Raw genomic sequence first — 16,564 nt, 5'->3', positions numbered from 1 at the left:
AGGCGGGAGGGGTTAATTGCGCGAAAGTAGCTTGGGGGGCCCCGGCTATTACCAATTTGAGAGGCTCCCCCAATGAGTTCGTCCCATGGACAACGAATCAGCAGAAAGCGGATGGCCGCCGCCACGGGCGCGGCGGCACTTGCAGCGTGCACCCTGACCGCAGGCTTCGCCGGCCCCGCCGCCGCCGATGGTGACGGCAGCACAGCTACTCCTATCAAGCACGTTGTGGTGATCTTCCAGGAGAACGTCTCCTTCGACCACTACTTCGCCACCTACCCCAAGGCGGCGAACATAGCAGGTGAAACCCAGCAGGGCACAGGTACCCCGGCGTCCGCATTCACCGCGGCGGGGGACACGCCCAAGGACATCAACACCTTGGCCAAGGCGGGCCTGCTGGCACCCAACAACCCAAACTCGGTCCAGCCTGCCCGGCTCTCGCCGATGCAGGCCGTCACGTGCGACCAGGACCACGGCTACACCGCCGAGCAAAAGGCCTACAACGGCGGGGCAATGGACCAGTTTGTCCAGTTCACCAGCCGCGACGCCTGCGGCACCAACCAGTACAGCCGCCCCGGCCTGACTATGGACTACTACGACGGCAACACCGTCACCGGCATCTGGAACTACGCCCAGAACTACGCCATGAGCGACAACCACTTCAGCACGGTCTTCGGTCCGTCCACCCCCGGCGCCCTCAACCTGGTTTCCGGCCAAACCCATGGCGCCAAGGAGTACACCGCCGCTGGAGCGCCCGTGGCCACGCCGGCAGCCGGCAGCAGCACCGTCCGCCAGCCCGATGCGAACGGAGTGGGCACCGTCATCAACGACCCCGACCCTGTCTACGACGACTGCTCCAACAACAGCCATGTCAAGAGCAACAACCTCGCTGGCATGAGCGGCACCAATATCGGTGACCTACTCAACGCCAAGGGCACCTCATGGGGCTGGTTCCAGGGCGGGTTCACACCCACCACCCCGGCGACAGCGACCACGCCGGCCTCCTGCCTGTCCAGCCACACCAATGCCGCCGGCGCCTCCGTGGTGGACTACTCCCCGCACCACCAGCCGTTCCAGTACTACTCCTCCACGGCCAACCCCCATCACCTGGCCCCCGCCTCAGATGAGGAGATCGGCCACAACGGCCAGGCCAACCACCAGTACGACCTGACCGATTTCGACAAGGTGGTCAACACAGACAACATGCCCGCTGTGTCCTTCCTCAAGGCGGGGATGTACCAGGACGGCCATGCCGCCTACTCGGACCCAGTGGACGAGCAGAACTTCATCACCAAAACCGTCAACCAGATCCAGCAGTCCAGGAACTGGGAGGACACCGCCGTCGTGATCGCCTATGACGACTCCGACGGCTGGTACGACCACGTGGCCGCACAGGTGAAGAATTCCTCCAACACCACAGACGACGCCGGCTGGTGCCAAAGCGCCGCGGCCGCAGGAGTGCCCATGGCCGGCGGCTACACCGACCGCTGCGGCCCGGGCCCGCGGCAGCCGCTGGTGGTCATTTCCCCGTACGCGAAGAAGAACTTCGTGGACCACACCCAGACCGACCAGGCCTCGGTCCTGCGCTTCATCGAAGACAACTGGAACACCGGGCAGATCGGCGACTCTTCAGCCGACGCCGTGGCGGGATCGATTAGCGGCATGTTCAACTTCCACCACTCGCGGAACGACAAGGTGATGCTCGATGAGCAGACCGGCGCCGTCGCGTCCATTACCCATTCCAGTAAGGGCAGCGACACGTCCGGCAAGGGCTGCGGTCCGCAGTAAAAAGCGTACCCGCCGAGCCCGGCGCCCCTCCTGGGGCGCCGGGCTCTTCAGTGTCTCCTGTGATGCCCGAGCCGACGGTGCAGCTGCTGGTGAAGGGCACTGAGAGGGCGAATTCTTGTTGTGTCAGGTAGTCAAGGGGCCGCACGCGACAGAATCATTAATTGGGGGAAATAATTGGGGATTTAGTCCCTATGTCCGGGCACTGGGGAGCGCTAGGCTGGGACCAGGTCAGGCAGACGGCCTTCTTGTTGCCGTCTCGGGAACTAACGATGCCTGCCTCCCGCCTGGTCATGCCGGGCCCCTTGGCAGGCCGCCGCTCCCTGTGACGCAATCAACCGCAAGCTGGCGCGGGTGTGGCCCAGGGAAATCCAATTTCGGGGGTGGGCCACATTCGCGTCGTACTCTCCGGGAGCCAGCAGCGTCGCTGGCTCCCGGTCTGGTTTTTGGGCCTTAATCCTCGAAGTGCGCTTTGGCTTCCTCCGGCGGTGCATAGCGGTTCACGAGGGACTCGGCCAGATCATTGAGCTTTTGGTTCCGGGTATTGGAGGCGCTGCGAAGGATCTCGAAAGCCCTGTCCTTGCTGCACTTGTTCTCCGCCATGATGATCCCGCAGGCCAAGTCGATCACGGTCCTCGTGTCCATCGCCGCCCTGAGGTTCTCAGCCCGCTGGTCTGACGAAGCGATTCTGACAGCCAGCCTCAGCGCTTTGCCTGCCATATCGGCGAACCGCACGCCCTCGGCCACCGCCTGCTCATTGAAGATTCCACTGACGGGAGCAAAGAAATCAAGGACGGCGCCGGCGTCGTCCTCCAAATCCATCGGGATGCCCAGCGATCCGCCGATGCCTGCGGCGGACAATGCGCTGCGGTACTCCGGCCAACGTGGGTCCGACGCCACGTCACCCAGCAGAACGGGAACGCCGCTTTCCAGGGCCTCGATGCAGGGGCCGTCGCCGAGGCTTTGTTCAATGCGGTCAATTACCGTCGCCCGGCCGCTGCTTCCGCCGATGGTGGCCGTTCGTTTTCGCCGGTGCAGTGTCACGGCGCACTCAACGGGCACTCCAAGGGTGCCGCTCATGCTGGCCGCAGCAAGTCCGGTGAGGCCGTCCAGCACGGATTTGATGTCCTCCATCCCTGCGACAAGATCCACAAGCCCCTCGAGGTCATCCACCATGTCCTGCTCAACCATGAGTTCACCCTAGAAGCGTGGGCTGGCAGCCACAAGGGGCGATATTTCCAGACCGGAAGTCAGCGTTCTCCCAGCCTCCTGTCAGTCCAGTTATGGAAACGTTATATATGCTTGCTTAGTGGTTTTGAGGTTGAGCAGCGGATTGATGTCAGCGCCAGATCGCCCGGCGGCGCCCGAAACGGGCCTCATCGCCGGACGCAAGCATGCCTTGGACGGCCTCCGGACCGTGGCCGTCGCCGGCGTTTTCTTCTTCCATACCGCGACGGAGGCGATGCCCGGCGGGTCCATCGGGGTGGACGTGTTCTTCACGCTCAGCGGCTTCGTCATCACGCTGCTGATCATGAAGGAACGGCTCGCCACCGGTCGTCTCCATCTCGGCATCTTCTACGCCAAGCGCCTGGCCCGGCTCTGGCCGGCACTGCTGGTGCTCTGCGCGGTGATCCTCGCCGGCGGCTTCCTGTTCCCTGCCTCAGGCTGGGGCGGGCAGGCGGGCTTTGTCCTTCCGGCCGCCGCCTACGTGATGAACCTGGCCCACTTCGGCATGTTCGGTGACTCCATCGCCGGTGAAACGCTTGGCCCCACCTGGACCCTGGCCGTTGAGGAACAGTTCTACCTGGTGTGGCCGCTGCTCCTGCTGGTGATGCTTCGGTTCTTGAAGGTCCGCAGCGCAGCCGTCGCCACCGTGGCCCTGGCGGCCGCCTTCGTACTGAACCGGTTCCTGCTGGTCAACGCCGGCGAACCGCTGGACCGCATCTACAACGGTCCGGATACCCGGGCTGACGAACTGCTGATTGGCTGCGCCCTGGCCCTGCTGTTCACCGCCGTGCGCCACGGCTCGCGGCTGCATGCAGGGCTGCTGTCGGCATCCCGCTGGGCCGCGCCCCTGGCTGGCGTCGCCCTTGTGGCCGCACTGTTCCTGCTGAAGGAACCGGACACCCCCGGCACCTGGTTCAACGTGTTCTGGACGGCCGGGCCCGCCGCGCTCGCACTACTGTCCGCGGTGCTGATCGGTTCCCTGGTCCTCCAGCCGGCCGGCTTCCTGTCACGCATCCTCAGCCACCCCTGGCTTGCCCGCCCCGGCCGCGACCTGTCCTACGGCATGTACCTCTGGCACCTTCCGGTCTACCTGCTGCTGATGCCGCTGATCCCGGAACTGCCGCTCCGGATCGTCCTGACCGCGGCACTCACCGTGCTGCTGGCCTTCGCGTCCTTCCGCTGGGTTGAGCGCCCGCTGCGCCGCTGGGCGAACAAAAGGCTCGAACCCGCCGTCGTGCCTTCCACGACGGAGCCGTCCAAGACGCCCGTTTCCGCGTCGGCAGGCTGAACCGTTCGGCCGACCAAACGCCGGTTCTGGAAATCAGTGCGGGATGCTTTCCTGGTCGCGGTGCGCGGCGGGTTCGATCTGGAAGGTGGAGTGCTCCACGCTGACGTCGAAGTCCTGGGCCACGCAGCGCTGCAGATCCGCCAGGATGGTGGCCGAATGACCGTCACGCATGCAACCGTCCTGCACGGTGACATGTGCGGACAGGACCGGCACACCGGAGGCCACCAGGGAGGCGTGCAGGTCGTGGACGTCGATGACATGGGGCAGCGCCAGGATGTGCCGGCGGACCTCGGCCAGGTCCAGGCCCGGGGGAGTGCTTTCCATCAGCACATTCACCGTGTCCCGCAGCAGCTTCAGCGTCCGCGGGATGATCAGCACGCCGATGAGAAGGGATACGACGGCGTCAGCCCGGGTCCATCCCGTCAGGGCAATGACCAGCGCGGCGACGATCACGGCAACGGAACCGAGGGCATCATTGAGCACCTCGAGGAACGCAGCCTTCATGTTGAAGCTGTGGTGGCGGCCGGAGGCGAGCACCAGCAGCCCCACGGCGTTTCCGGCCAGGCCGATCACACCGAACCACAGCATCAGCGAACCACCCACCCCCGGCGGTTCGAACAGGCGGCGGATGCCCTCCACGATCACGAAGCCGCCCACCCCCAGCAGCAGGGCAGCCTGCCCGGCCGCGGCGAGGATCTCGGCGCGCTTGTAGCCCCAGGTGCGCTTGAAGGTTGGCGGCTTCAGGGCCAGCGACGCCGCAATCACGGCAATGAGCAGCCCGGCGGAGTCGGTGAACATGTGCCCGGCGTCGGCCAGCAAGGCCAGGCTGCCGGTGAGGACCGTGCCCACGATCTCGGCAACCATCACCGTGAACGTGATGGCGAAAACCAGCAGCAGCTTGCCGCGCTGGCTTTGGGGATCGGCCACGTCGTGGCTGTGGTCGTGGCCCACGGGTCAGCCCTTCCCGATGGTCGGCAGGCCAAGCGGCTGCAGGCCGACTGATGTTGAATCAGGGCTGGCGCAGCCCGGGCAGCAGCCGTCCTGTTCGTCGGCGGCTTCCGCCGCGTGCGGAACAGTGCAGCACGCGTCCCCACGCCAGGCGTTGATGCCTTCACGGACGGCAATGCCCGCGATGACCAGTGCTGCGCCGGCGTCGGCCCACCACCAGCCCAGTGTGCTGTTCAGGACCAGGCCCACCAGGAGCACGGCGGAAAGATAGGTGCACAACAGCGTCTGCTTGGAGTCCGCCACGGCCGTCCTGGACCCGAGCTCCCGCCCGGCCCGGCGCTGACCCCAGGACAGGACGGGCATGATGAACAGGCTAAGCGCGGCAATCACAATGCCCGGCAGGGAGTGCTGCGCTTCCCCGGCGCCGGCCAGGGAGCGGATGGAGTCCACGGCCACGAACGCGGCCAGGGCGAAGAACGACACGGCAATGATCCGCAGCGTCAGGTGCTCGCGCCGCTCTGGGTCCTTGGCTGAGAACTGCCAGGACAGCGCCAGCGCGGAGGCTACTTCGATCACGGAGTCCAGGCCAAAGCCGATCAGCGCAGCTGAATCAGCTGTGCCGCCGGCCCACAGCGCCACGATGGCCTCGATGATGTTGTACGTGATGGTGGCCGCCGCGAAGAGCCTGATCCGACGGCTCAGGACCCGCCGCCGCTGGGTGCCGGCCACGTTGGGGGCGGTCATGCCAGGCACTCCCCGTCGGGTGCGCAGCAGGCAGGATCCACCGCCAGGACTACGCTCAGCAGGTCCTTGATGGCATGTCCGATCCGCGCATCCGCCAGCTCATACCGGCTCCGCCGCCCGTCCGGAACCGCAACCACCAGGCCGCAGCCGCGCAGGCAGGTCAGGTGGTTGGACATGCTTTGCCGGGATACGGCAAGGCTGTCCGCCAGGTCCGACGGATATGACGGACCCTCCGCAAGGGCCAGCAGCACGCGGGCGCGGGTGGGATCCGATACCGCATAACCGAACCGGGCCAGCACCGGAGCGTGGGTGAGGGTCTGCATGTCCTAAAGGTACAGCCGGGGCTGTATTCAGGCAAAGCTGGATCGTGCTGGAGGTTCTGCTATCCCAGCGGGTTGGCCGCCTGGCACTTCTGGTCGCTGCCGGTCTGAGCCACCACGCTTCCGGAGGAGTCAGCGGACGACGGCGGGGCGGCGGGTTTGGTGCCGGACGCAAAGTCCGTGCCGGCGTACAGTTGCACGCCCTGGATGTTGGCAACCTGCTGGACGCTGCTTGCCGGCAGGCCGAACAGCGCGGCAACGTCGGCTGCCACGTCCTCGAACCCGGCGGAGTAGTACACCATGGTCTGGCCCTGCGCCTGGGCCGGCAACTGGGTGAGCTTGGTGAACCCGGCGTCGGACAGCAATCCTGCGATCGCCTTGCTGCGGCCGGTCACACCGGTGCCGTTGGCGATGGAGACCGGCTGCAGCGACTTGTCATAGGCCGGTGCAGCGGGCGTTGCCGGCGTCTCAGGTGCTGCCGGCGCAGGCTGGCTCAGGTCCGGGCTGTTGCGCAGGGCCTTGAAGAAGTTGGATGCAGCCGGCTCGTCGAGAGCCAGCCGGTTGGGGTCCTGCGGCGCGGGGACGGTGGGTACGGTGATGAAGTTGATGTTGGCCGGATCGATGTTCTTCAGCCGGTTGGCGATGGTCAGCAGGGACGGGGCCGAGGCCAGGCCGGAATCCACCGTCAGGTTCTTGGTGATGGTGTCGGCGATGCTCAGGACCTTTTGCGGGTTGCCGAGGGTGCCCTCGGACTTGAGCTTGCGGCTGAGCGAGGCAAGGAAGCCCTGCTGCGCCTGGATGCGGCCCAGGTCCCCGCCGTTGGCGAACCCGTGCCGGGTCCGCAGGAAGGCCAGCGCCTGGTCGCCCTGCACCTGAGAGGTGCCCGCCGGCAGGTTCAGGTGCGAATCGGGATCATTGACGGCCTCGGTCACGCAGACCTCCACGCCGCCTACCGCGTTGGACAGCTCCTTGACGGCGTTGAAGTCCGCCATCATGAAGTGGTCCACCTCAAGGCCCGTCAGCTTGTTCACCGTATCCACGGCACAGCCGATGCCTGCCTGGGCCATGGCGCTGTTGATCATCGCGCTCTTTTGCCCGGGATACGTTTGGTTGGTCTTGGAATCCGTGCACGAAGGCACATCCACCAAAAGGTCGCGGGGGAAGCTGATGACGTTCACGTGGTTGTTGTCCGCGGAAATGTCCAGCAGCATCATCACGTCGGACTGCCCGTAGCCGGAGGATTGGTCCGCGGTGCCGTATTGGCTGTTGTTGCCGCTCCGCGTGTCCGAGCCCAGCACCAGGATCTGCAGCCGGTCCGTGTTGTCATTCGCGGCCCCCTCCGTGCGCTGTCCGCCCGCGGACAGCTGCGAAGTGCTGATGTTGGACTGCAGGCGCCAGGCCCAGTAGCCGCCAAACGCCAGGACGGCCAGGAGCAGCACGGACACCACAGCAGTGAGGACCTTGACCCAGCGTGGGGCACGACGGCGGAGGGGCCGGAGGTGGCGCGAACTGGTGGCGTACAGCTCACCCTGGCCGGGGTAGGCGAGGGGGCTGGAGCTTTCCTGTTCCGGGCCGGGAGATTTTCTGGAACCGAACACGACAAAAGGACCTTCGGGAGGGGACAGGTTTCCGCTACCCTACAGGCCGAAGCTGGCAATTCGCCTAAAACCCTTGACTTGGCGGGTGTCCCGTCGCCCTCCAGTAGCGGGGTGGGCGTACTCTTTCTTTTCGGCGGTACCCGCCCGGGCCGCTGGCCCGGCCCTGCGGGAAACCGCGGATGTTCAGGCTGAGGAACGGACAGATGAGTACAGGACAAAAGCAGCGCGTTACGCGTCCTCCTGCCCGGCGCAGGCTGGGCAAACTGGCGGTATGGCTGGAGGACGACTCGCCGGGCCGCCTGCGGCCGCTGATCCTGGCAGTGGTGCTCACGCTCTCAGGGATCGGACTCGTGGAGGTGGCGTCGGCGTCGTCCGTGGAATCCGTGGCGGCAGGAAACAATCCGTACGATCTTCCCCTGAAGCAGGCCATGTGGACCGTGGCCGGCGCGGCGATCATGCTGGTGCTGGCGCGGATGCCCGTGCGGCGGATCCGGTGGCTGGGCTGGCCGATGCTGATCGGTTCACTGTTTGCCCTGGTGCTGGTGTTCACGCCGCTGGGCATGACCGTGAACGGCAACCGGAACTGGCTCAGTGTGGGTGGTTTCACGGCCCAGCCGTCCGAATTCGCCAAGCTCTCGCTGATTGTGTGGGGAGCCTGGATCCTGGACCGGAAGCAGGCCCTGCTTGGGCAGTGGAAGCACGCGGTCATGCCGCTGGCACCGGCCGGTGCACTGATTATGGGCATCGTGGCGCTGGGGCACGACCTGGGCACCACCTTGATCATCATGATGATCCTGGCCGCCACCATGTTCTACGGCGGCGTGCGGATGAAGGTGTTCTCCGTGGCCGGGCTGATCTGCGCGGCGGCAGCCCTGGTGCTGGCAGCCACCAGCGGCAACAGGATGGGGCGCATCTCCTCCTGGCTGGGCATGGGGTCTGACGAGGACGCGCAGGGCATGGGCTACCAGGCGCAGCACGGCACATACGCACTGGCTTCCGGCAGCTGGTTCGGCGTGGGCCTGGGGCAGAGCCGGCAGAAGTGGAACTGGATCCCGGAAGCCCATAACGACTTCATCTTCTCCATCCTGGGCGAGGAACTTGGCTTGGCCGGCTCGCTGCTGGTGCTGGGCCTGTTCGCCACCCTGGCCATTGCCGTGTTCAAGACCATCGCCCGGACCACGGATACCTTCTCGCGGATCGTGGCCTGCAGCGTGATCACCTGGATCCTGGGGCAGGCGGTGATCAACATTTCCATGGTCAGCGGGCTGCTGCCCGTTATTGGCGTGCCCCTGCCGTTCATCTCATACGGCGGGTCGGCGATGGTTTCGTCCCTGGCAGGAATCGGAGTGATCCTGGCGGTGACGCGTCCGGAAGGTACTGTTCCACCATCCCGCCGTGGCACCCGCGTGGGCCGCGCACTCCGTCGCGGTGCCGGGTCGAATCGTGCTGGATTAAGCGGCGCTGTGCCTGATAGTGCTGTGAAGCAGGCCCGGGAGCATGCGCACCAGCGGTAACGCCGGAGGGGCGCTTCCCGCCGCGCCCATGACTGCCGTCCGCTTCATCCTGGCTTTCGGCATCATCAGCGCGCTGATGGACATGGTGTACGAGGGTGCGCGGAGCGTTACCGGGCCGTTCCTCGGTGCGCTGGGCGCATCGGCGCTCCTGATCAGTGTGGTCACCGGTGCCGGTGAAGCCGTGGCCCTGGTCCTCCGCCTGGTGTTTGGGCGGCTTGCTGACAGGCCCGGGCTGCGGTGGGCGCTGGCCATCAGCGGTTATGCCCTGACCGCGGTCTCAGTGCCCCTGCTCGGAGTCACCGACGCACTGTGGGTCGCCTGCCTGCTGGTCCTGGCCGAGCGCTTGGGCAAGGCCGTGAGGAGCCCCGCGAAGGACACCATGCTGGCGGAGGCCGGTTCCGCGCTGGGCCAGGGAAAGGCATTCGCGCTTCATGAAGCACTGGACCAGGTGGGGGCGTTGGTGGGGCCACTGCTGGTGGGGGTGGCCCTGGCGCTTTCCGGCAGCTACGGGCCCGGTTTCCTGCTGCTGGCTGTGCCCGGACTTGCGGCCATGCTGGTCTTGTTCTGGCTGAAGCGCAGAGTTCCCGATCCTGGCGTCTACGAGCTCGCCGCCGCCCAGCCGGGCAACCCGCAGCCTGCAGGCGGCGTGGAGCAGGCCGATGCGGAGCCCCCTGGAGCGGAGCGCAACGCGGCCATTCCTGTTCCCGGCGGCGCTGCCGGAATGCCGCGCCAGTACTGGCTTTACGCTGCGTTCAGCAGCCTGACAATGTTCGGCTACGCCACGTTTGGACTGCTTTCGTTTCACTTGGTGGCCACAGGGCTGCTCCCGCCGGCGCTGGTTCCGGTGCTTTACGCCGCGGCAATGGGTGTGGACGCGGTGGCAGCCCTGGGCTCGGGCTGGCTTTTTGACCGGGTTGGGCTGCGGGTCCTGCTGGTCCTGCCGGTGCTGGCCGCCGCGGTTCCGTGGCTTGGCTTCAGTAACAACACCGGGCTTGCAGTGGCAGGTGTGCTGGTGTGGGGAGCGTCGATGGGGATGCAGGAGAGCACTATGCGTGCCGGCGTGGCGGGCCTGGCACCGGCCAACAAACGGGGGAGCGCCTACGGAATGTTCACCGCCTGTTACGGCCTGGCCTGGCTGGCGGGAAGTTTCCTCATCGGCCTCCTCTACCAGCAGTCGGTCTTTGCCCTGGCCGTCACCGTCACGGTGGTGCAGGCAGCAGCATTGGCGATTTTCGCCGTCGTCCGTCCTGGCCGCTCCGGCGACCTAACTGCCTAGGCGACCGCCCCCGCAGCCTCCCGGCATTCTGCACAGCGGACGTCCGCAACCAGGCTGCCGGCGTCGTCCTTTTGGAAATGGGTGACGTGATTGGTGTTCCTGCCGCACCGGGGGCAGAAGCTCTGGCTTTGTTTAGTCCACATGCCTGAATAATACGGAATGCCGTGATGCAGGGAAGATCGCGGGTCAAAGTATGCGGATGCCCGCAGGTCTCCTTAACCGGATCTTGATCAAACCTGCCGGCGATCCTTCAGGGAAGCCTGAGTTTCGCCGGGTAGCTTGTGCCCATCAGGCGGTAGCAGGGAAGGAGCGCAGGACAATGACCATTACCGATTACTTCGTGGCTCTTGGTGGCATGCTGGCTTCACTCGGGTGTGCAGGACTTCTGGCGGCAGCACTTATCCGGGCCCGGGCGCGTCATTAGCCGCGCGGTCACCCTTGCCTTGCCCTCCCGCCATTGGCCGCGGGGAGTTGCGCGGCGGGATTAGGCGATTGCCGGAGGCTCGAAGCGGGTTCCCGGCGGGCCGCTGGGCATCGCCCGGAGGATGCTGTCCGCGACGCTGCGCACTTTGAGGTTGCGGTTCCTGGAGGTGCCGGCCAACTTGCTGAAGGCTTCAGCATAGGAGCAGCGGTTCTGCGCCATGAGCACTCCGCAGGCAACGTCGATGCTGGTCCTGCTCTCCAGTACCTGCTTAAGGTTGTCGCCGGCACGGATGACGCCGTGGACGTCCAGTGCCAGCTTCAGGCTGTGCGATGCCACCTCGACGAACCAGGCGGCGTCATTGACAACCTTGGCGGTGAATCCGACATTGGCCGGGGCCAGGAAGACCAGTGCGCCGGCCAAGCCGGGCTTTAGATCCAGGGGGACGGCAAGGGCTGCGCCGAAGCCGTTGTCCACCAACCGCCTCCGGTAGGCCTGCCAGCGCCCGCCGGCCTGATTGATGACTGTTGGAGCAGCCAGTACGGAACCGAGTGCTGTGGGGCCGTCTCCGTGCTCGTCCTCGGACGCTGCCAGGCCAGCCGCGCCGGATGTGCTTCCGGCCGTGGCAAGGCAGGACCGCTGGCGGTGCAGGACCACGGCACATTCCATCGCCGCACCTGCCGTGGTACTGACCCAGTGGGCTGCAGCGTCGGCGAGTATCTGCAGGGACCCTGCCTCGCCGTCGGCCCCCGTTACGAGGTCCAGCAGGAACCCCTGCCGCTCAAGCGCCTTGTTGTTTGCCGGGCCAACTGCCACTGACGCACCCCCATTCCTTTACGCCCACCAGCTACAGGCGCGGCGGGTTGCATAGAAACCTATTGGGCTGCCGATGCCCGGGCACGAGTAGCCAGTACTCTACTTTTCCCGTCGGGCTGCGCGAGGTACCTGAACATGCTTTGCATCGTTATGGAGGTGGAGGGACGGCGAGTGGGCTACGATGGGTTTGTTAGACAGCCAAGCAAGTAGGATATCGAAGGAATTCGCATGAACCCGCATGGTGCAAGCGAAGGCTCACGGTACCCATCCTCGGCGGGTGCCGAGCCCCGCGCAGTCGACGTCATCAACGCCCTCCGGGAGTTCCGGACATCCGAAAGCGCCATGAGAAGGCGCACCCGTTCCTCCGTGGCAATGGGGGAGACGGACCTCCTGGCCCTGCGGTACCTCATAGACGCGGAATCGGCCGGAATCGGCATCCGGCCCACAGAACTTGCCGCCCGCCTGGCCATCACCTCCGCTTCAATGACAAGCCTGGTCGATCGGCTGGTTGCGGGTGGGTATGTGTTTCGGGAACCCCATCCCACGGACCGGCGCGCTGTGATTCTGAGGCCCACTCCCGGTGCTGACGAAGAGGTCCGGCACAACCTGAACCAGATGCACAAGCGCATGCTGGAGGCTGCCGAATCCCTGTCTCCCGAGGAGATCAAAGCCGTGATGCACTTCCTGGAACGGATGCGTGAAGCGGTGGACGCCGTCAATGCCAAACCCGGCGTTTCCGTACGCTAGACAAGTAGAGAATCCTAGTTAGACTAGCTACATACTTGTTTATCAATCGGATGGCGGATCGAATGACTGCAGTACTTGAACCTCAGGCACCGGGACAATCGACCTTTACGGGCCGTCGCGTCGAATGTGTGCAGAAGGCCGTGCCCATTGCCCTGGACCACCCGTCGGGATTGCGTGGTTCTTCCGTTGCCGTGAATGCCTCGGATCGTGCCCTGGCTGACCCTGCCGCCCCCTTCCACTGCGGCACCGCAATGAGTTCGATTCCAGTGCCTGTGCCGTCGCTGAGCTGGGCTTCGACGGAACTTGACTCCAGGGAGTGGGCCTGCGCCTGCGGCTTCAAGATGGACGTTGGCATCACCGCTGATTCCATGGAGGCCGTGCGGCTGGAATCCGCCATGCTGGAAAGCCTCCAGTGGGAAATGGACGCAGCGCAGGAACGCTTCGAGAATGCCGTGCGGGCCGCTTCCCGGTTGGGCGCGGCCCCCGAAGCTCTTGGCAAAGCTGCCGGCCTCGCCGTCGAGGAACTACAGGAGATCCTGGCCCGCAGCGTTCAGCTGTTCTAACGCCTGGCAGGCGGGGCCTGTAATAGGCTCCCCGGGCCCCGAAGTGCAGCCATCCGTCTGTTCAGATGCGGCTGCACTTCGGGTCGTTGGGAGCGGTAAAGCAAAGTGGTGGCCGGCCGGCTCTGGCCCGAAAAGTGGGCGCGGCGAGCGGCCGGAAGGTTTTATGCAGCCAGGCGGACTGCCCTCGGACGCGGATCTCGGCGCTCGGCCAGCACGCTGATGGTGCAGGGTGCCTGGTCCGGATCGATCTTTGCGGGCAGGTGCCGTGTTTCGGAGGCGGTATGGAGCATGTCCAGCGCCTCCTCATCAACCAGGGCGCTGGAAACGTCCAGCTCCAGGTCCAGGCCTCCCCTGAGGGAGTTGGCACGCTTTGCCACTACATAGAGGGCGTTGACGCTGTGGATGGTGATATGCCCCTTTGCAATCACCTGGGCCTTGCTGTGGTCCAGATCCACCCGGACCACAATGTTCAGCTTAGAGTTCAAGTTGTAAAGCCTTCCCCGGCATTGGCTGCGACGCTGCAGCTTCTTGCATGGCCTGTTTGCTTAAGCCTCCACTAGGTTAGGCAACGAATGTGATGAGCGCAACACAGTGACGTTTGTTACACCGCAAGTAGTTTTCTATCAGTTTGAGGAGCACCCATGAGCGCCGATCCCGCCGGCAAGCCTTCCGTCCTCTTTGTTTGCGTCCACAACGCAGGCCGGTCCCAGATGGCGGCCGCTTTCCTGACCTCCCTGTCCCGGGGAACCGTGGAGGTGCGTTCCGCCGGATCCCAGCCCGCGGAGAAGGTGAACCCCTCCGCCGTGGAGGCCATGGCGGAGGTAGGTATTGACCTCTCCGCGGAGGTCCCGAAGATGCTTACCACCGAGGCAGTGAAAGAATCGGACGTGGTGATCACTATGGGATGCGGTGACGAGTGCCCGGTTTTTCCGGGCAAGCGTTACGAGGACTGGGAACTGGAGGATCCGGCCGGCAAGGGCGTTGACTCGGTTCGTCCGATCCGTGATGAGATCAAGGCACGCATTGAAAAACTGATCACCGAACTCCTGCCCGCGCAGCACGCGGACGCCCAGTAGTACCGCCACCGAAGGACAACCAATGAGCAAAGAACAGCTGATCATCATCGGCTCCGGCCCCTCCGGCTACACCGCCGCCATTTACGCCGCCCGCGCCGGCCTGAACCCCCTGGTCCTGGCCGGGTCCGTCACCGCCGGTGGCGCGCTGATGAACACCACCGAAGTGGAAAACTTCCCGGGCTTCCCGGGCGGCGTCCAGGGCCCGGAGCTGATGGACGGGCTGCAGCAGCAGGCGGAAAAGTTCGGCGCGCGTATTGAGTACGACGACGCCACGTCCGTTGACCTCAAAGGTCCCGTCAAGCGCGTGGTCACCGGCGGCGGGGAGACTTACGAGGCAACGGCTGTCATCCTGGCCACCGGCTCCGCCTACAAGGAACTCGGCCTGCCGGAGGAGAAAAAGTTCAGCGGCCACGGCGTTTCCTGGTGCGCCACCTGCGACGGCTTCTTCTTCCGCGAACAGGACATCATCGTGGTGGGCGGCGGCGACTCCGCCATGGAGGAAGCAACCTTCCTGACCCGCTTCGGAAAGTCCGTCACCGTCGTCGTGCGCAGGGGCGAGCTCCGGGCCTCCCGCATCATGGCCCAGCGTGCCAAGGACAACCCCAAGATCCGCTTCGCCTGGAACTCCGCCGTCACGGCCATCCACGGCGACGGCAAAGTCACCGGCGTCACCCTCACGGACACCCGCACAGGGGAAACCCGGCACCAGGACGCCACCGGCATCTTCGTGGCCATCGGCCATTTGCCGCGCACCGACCTCGTGGCCGGCCAGGTGGACCTGGACGAGGAAGGCTACATCAAGGTTGACGCGCCCACCACGTGCACCAACCTGCCCGGTGTCTTTGCCTGCGGCGACGCCGTGGACCACCGGTACCGCCAGGCAATCACCGCCGCCGGAACCGGCTGCGCCGCAGCCCTGGACGCCGAGCGCTTCCTCGCCGCGCTGGAGGACGCTGCCAGCATCGCCACTGCGCTCGTCGAGGAACCGACCCACAGCTGATGTCCGTCCCAGGCCCCAACTGAGTCGCAGTTAATGTCGTTATCAGCCCCGAAAACGACAACAACTGCGACCCAGTTGGGGCTTTGCCTGTTAGACGACTTCGGGGAGCTTTCCCGTTAATACTGATACGGGAGCGGCCGACCAGCGCTCGCGTTCCGGTTCGTAGGAGACCACCATGGACACGTCGCTTCCCCGCGCCTCGTCGATTGCCAGCAGCAGGGCGTCCTCCATGTGCCTGGCATATTCCAGCCGCTCGGGCAGGGAGCCCTGCAACCCGCCGTCGTCAATCAGCACGTGGCTCTTGCCGTCCACAATGACCTTCAGTGAATACCCGCGGTCCTCCTGCCGGGACCCGCGGGTGGATGTAATCTCGGTGACTCGATCGGCCCGGACCAGCCCGTTGCCCAGCGTGCGGATCCACACTTCACCCATGAAATGACCTCCCCTTGGCTGTGGGCGCAGACCGCCAGCGCCCCCTAGGGCGAACAGTACTCCGTCCCCGCATCTTTGTGACCCCTGTACTTTTCCGGCATCTGCTGGGCGGAATATGACGTGTCCTTTTCATACTGGTCGGTTAGGGTGGGTGCCGTTAGCCCGCCGGGGGTGCACCTGACTTTGGGAGGAATGTATGTGGTCAAAGCTTGATACGTATCTTTATCCGCTGCAGCCCTCTGCCCATTGCCCCTCAGGGACGTTCGAACTGCATGTCCCCTCCGGGAAAATGGTGTGGTCCGAGGGCATGTACGGCATACACGGACTCAAGCAGGGTGAGGTGGTGCCCACCTTCGAACTGTTCATGGCCCACAAGCACCAATTGGATCGGGAGCGCATCCAGGAGATCTGGGCGGACCTCCTGGAAGGCGGCGGCCAAGGGGCGCTGCTGCACCGGGTCATTGACGTCCGGGGCAGGGAACGGCGCGTTTTTTCTGCCATCCAAGCTGTCGTGGAACCATCCGGACAGGTGGACTACGTCCGCGGCTTCATGGTGGACGTGACCCAAAGCCTGCGTATCGAGTCCCAGCACGCCGCCGAGGAAGCCATCGAGGGAGCCCTCGGGCATAAGGCCCTGATTGAACAGGCGAAGGGCATTGTCATGGCACTGCAGGGAGTGGACGGCCCTGCCGCATTCCAACTCCTGGCCAGCAGGAGCCAGCACGCCAACACCAAGCTGCACATCGTGGCCGAAGAACTGGTGAACGCGGCAGCGAACGGCAAGGCCGCTGAGCTCCTGGCCGGTTACTGAC

The 16,564-nt window shown here is 65.2% G+C and carries 17 protein-coding genes; 9 read left to right on the top strand and 8 right to left on the bottom strand.

The genetic code is table 11. The annotated features are described in order from the left end of the window. Nucleotides 1-72 precede the first annotated feature (72 nt). The gene (locus LFT49_RS15985) at nt 73-1,785 is read left to right on the top strand and encodes a phospholipase C (protein ID WP_237428726.1); all 1,713 of its coding nucleotides are present in this window, start codon (nt 73-75) and stop codon (nt 1,783-1,785) included. A gap of 450 nt (nt 1,786-2,235) precedes the next feature. Here LFT49_RS15985 and LFT49_RS15980 read toward each other — a convergent pair whose 3' ends face one another. Further along, nucleotides 2,236-2,973, bottom strand: a complete 738-nt coding sequence (locus LFT49_RS15980; RefSeq protein WP_237428725.1) for a GAF and ANTAR domain-containing protein — start codon at nt 2,971-2,973, stop codon at nt 2,236-2,238. A 145-nt stretch (nt 2,974-3,118) separates the two neighbouring features. Between LFT49_RS15980 and LFT49_RS15975 the strand changes: the two genes are divergently transcribed. Beyond that, complete coding sequence (locus tag LFT49_RS15975; protein ID WP_237428724.1) at nt 3,119-4,297, top strand: acyltransferase family protein; 1,179 nt, start codon at nt 3,119-3,121, stop codon at nt 4,295-4,297. Between the two features lie 33 nt (nt 4,298-4,330). On the opposite strand, the gene LFT49_RS15970 is transcribed toward LFT49_RS15975, so the two are convergent. The 4 genes from LFT49_RS15970 to LFT49_RS15955 are packed head-to-tail and all read right to left on the bottom strand — an operon-like array spanning nt 4,331 to nt 7,907. Further along, nucleotides 4,331-5,248 carry a cation diffusion facilitator family transporter gene (locus LFT49_RS15970; RefSeq protein ID WP_237428723.1) on the bottom strand — a complete coding sequence of 306 codons (918 nt, stop codon included), beginning with the start codon at nt 5,246-5,248 and terminating at the stop codon, nt 4,331-4,333. Nucleotides 5,249-5,251: 3 nt separating this feature from the next. Next, entirely contained in the window at nt 5,252-5,989 is a 738-nt protein-coding gene (locus tag LFT49_RS15965) for a cation diffusion facilitator family transporter (RefSeq protein WP_236799260.1), read from the bottom strand. Continuing rightward, entirely contained in the window at nt 5,986-6,312 is a 327-nt protein-coding gene (locus LFT49_RS15960; protein ID WP_236799259.1) for an ArsR/SmtB family transcription factor, read from the bottom strand. The genes LFT49_RS15965 and LFT49_RS15960 overlap by 4 nt, the downstream gene beginning before the upstream one ends. Nucleotides 6,313-6,371: 59 nt before the next feature. After that, complete coding sequence (locus LFT49_RS15955) at nt 6,372-7,907, bottom strand: LCP family protein (RefSeq protein ID WP_236799258.1); 1,536 nt, start codon at nt 7,905-7,907, stop codon at nt 6,372-6,374. A 203-nt stretch (nt 7,908-8,110) separates the two neighbouring features. On the opposite strand from LFT49_RS15955, the gene ftsW reads away from it, so the two are divergent. Together ftsW and LFT49_RS15945 are read left to right on the top strand one after the other, a co-directional pair. Then, complete coding sequence (gene ftsW, locus LFT49_RS15950; RefSeq protein ID WP_236799257.1) at nt 8,111-9,421, top strand: putative lipid II flippase FtsW; 1,311 nt, start codon at nt 8,111-8,113, stop codon at nt 9,419-9,421. After that, a complete protein-coding gene (locus LFT49_RS15945; protein WP_236799256.1) occupies nt 9,405-10,697 on the top strand; it encodes an MFS transporter in 1,293 nt (430 codons plus the stop codon). The genes ftsW and LFT49_RS15945 overlap by 17 nt, the downstream gene beginning before the upstream one ends. Before the next feature lie 484 nt (nt 10,698-11,181). Here LFT49_RS15945 and LFT49_RS15940 read toward each other — a convergent pair whose 3' ends face one another. Next, the gene (locus LFT49_RS15940) at nt 11,182-11,934 is read right to left on the bottom strand and encodes an ANTAR domain-containing protein (RefSeq protein ID WP_236799255.1); all 753 of its coding nucleotides are present in this window, start codon (nt 11,932-11,934) and stop codon (nt 11,182-11,184) included. A 228-nt stretch (nt 11,935-12,162) separates the two neighbouring features. Between LFT49_RS15940 and LFT49_RS15935 the strand changes: the two genes are divergently transcribed. Both LFT49_RS15935 and LFT49_RS15930 read left to right on the top strand, forming a co-directional pair. After that, nucleotides 12,163-12,681 carry a MarR family winged helix-turn-helix transcriptional regulator gene (locus tag LFT49_RS15935; RefSeq protein WP_236799254.1) on the top strand — a complete coding sequence of 173 codons (519 nt, stop codon included), beginning with the start codon at nt 12,163-12,165 and terminating at the stop codon, nt 12,679-12,681. Between the two features lie 62 nt (nt 12,682-12,743). Then, nucleotides 12,744-13,244, top strand: a complete 501-nt coding sequence (locus tag LFT49_RS15930; RefSeq protein WP_236820259.1) for a hypothetical protein — start codon at nt 12,744-12,746, stop codon at nt 13,242-13,244. A 161-nt stretch (nt 13,245-13,405) separates the two neighbouring features. Here the strand turns inward: LFT49_RS15930 and LFT49_RS15925 are convergent, their stop codons facing one another. After that, nucleotides 13,406-13,729, bottom strand: a complete 324-nt coding sequence (locus LFT49_RS15925; RefSeq protein ID WP_236799252.1) for a hypothetical protein — start codon at nt 13,727-13,729, stop codon at nt 13,406-13,408. 156 nt (nt 13,730-13,885) lie between these two features. On the opposite strand from LFT49_RS15925, the gene LFT49_RS15920 reads away from it, so the two are divergent. After that, the gene (locus LFT49_RS15920; RefSeq protein ID WP_236799251.1) at nt 13,886-14,320 is read left to right on the top strand and encodes an arsenate reductase ArsC; all 435 of its coding nucleotides are present in this window, start codon (nt 13,886-13,888) and stop codon (nt 14,318-14,320) included. A gap of 22 nt (nt 14,321-14,342) precedes the next feature. Beyond that, nucleotides 14,343-15,320, top strand: a complete 978-nt coding sequence (gene trxB / locus LFT49_RS15915; protein WP_237428722.1) for a thioredoxin-disulfide reductase — start codon at nt 14,343-14,345, stop codon at nt 15,318-15,320. 90 nt (nt 15,321-15,410) lie between these two features. Here the strand turns inward: trxB and LFT49_RS15910 are convergent, their stop codons facing one another. After that, entirely contained in the window at nt 15,411-15,752 is a 342-nt protein-coding gene (locus LFT49_RS15910) for a hypothetical protein (protein ID WP_236799249.1), read from the bottom strand. Between the two features lie 196 nt (nt 15,753-15,948). On the opposite strand from LFT49_RS15910, the gene LFT49_RS15905 reads away from it, so the two are divergent. Then, nucleotides 15,949-16,563 carry a PAS and ANTAR domain-containing protein gene (locus LFT49_RS15905; protein WP_236799248.1) on the top strand — a complete coding sequence of 205 codons (615 nt, stop codon included), beginning with the start codon at nt 15,949-15,951 and terminating at the stop codon, nt 16,561-16,563. The last annotated feature ends 1 nt before the right edge of the window (nt 16,564 follow it).

It is taken from the genome of Arthrobacter sp. FW306-06-A (assembly GCF_021870055.1).
Classification (GTDB): Bacteria; Actinomycetota; Actinomycetes; order Actinomycetales; family Micrococcaceae; genus Arthrobacter.
The sequence above is the reverse complement of the archived record's forward strand: the minus strand, read 5'-3'. Positions and strand labels throughout refer to the sequence as shown.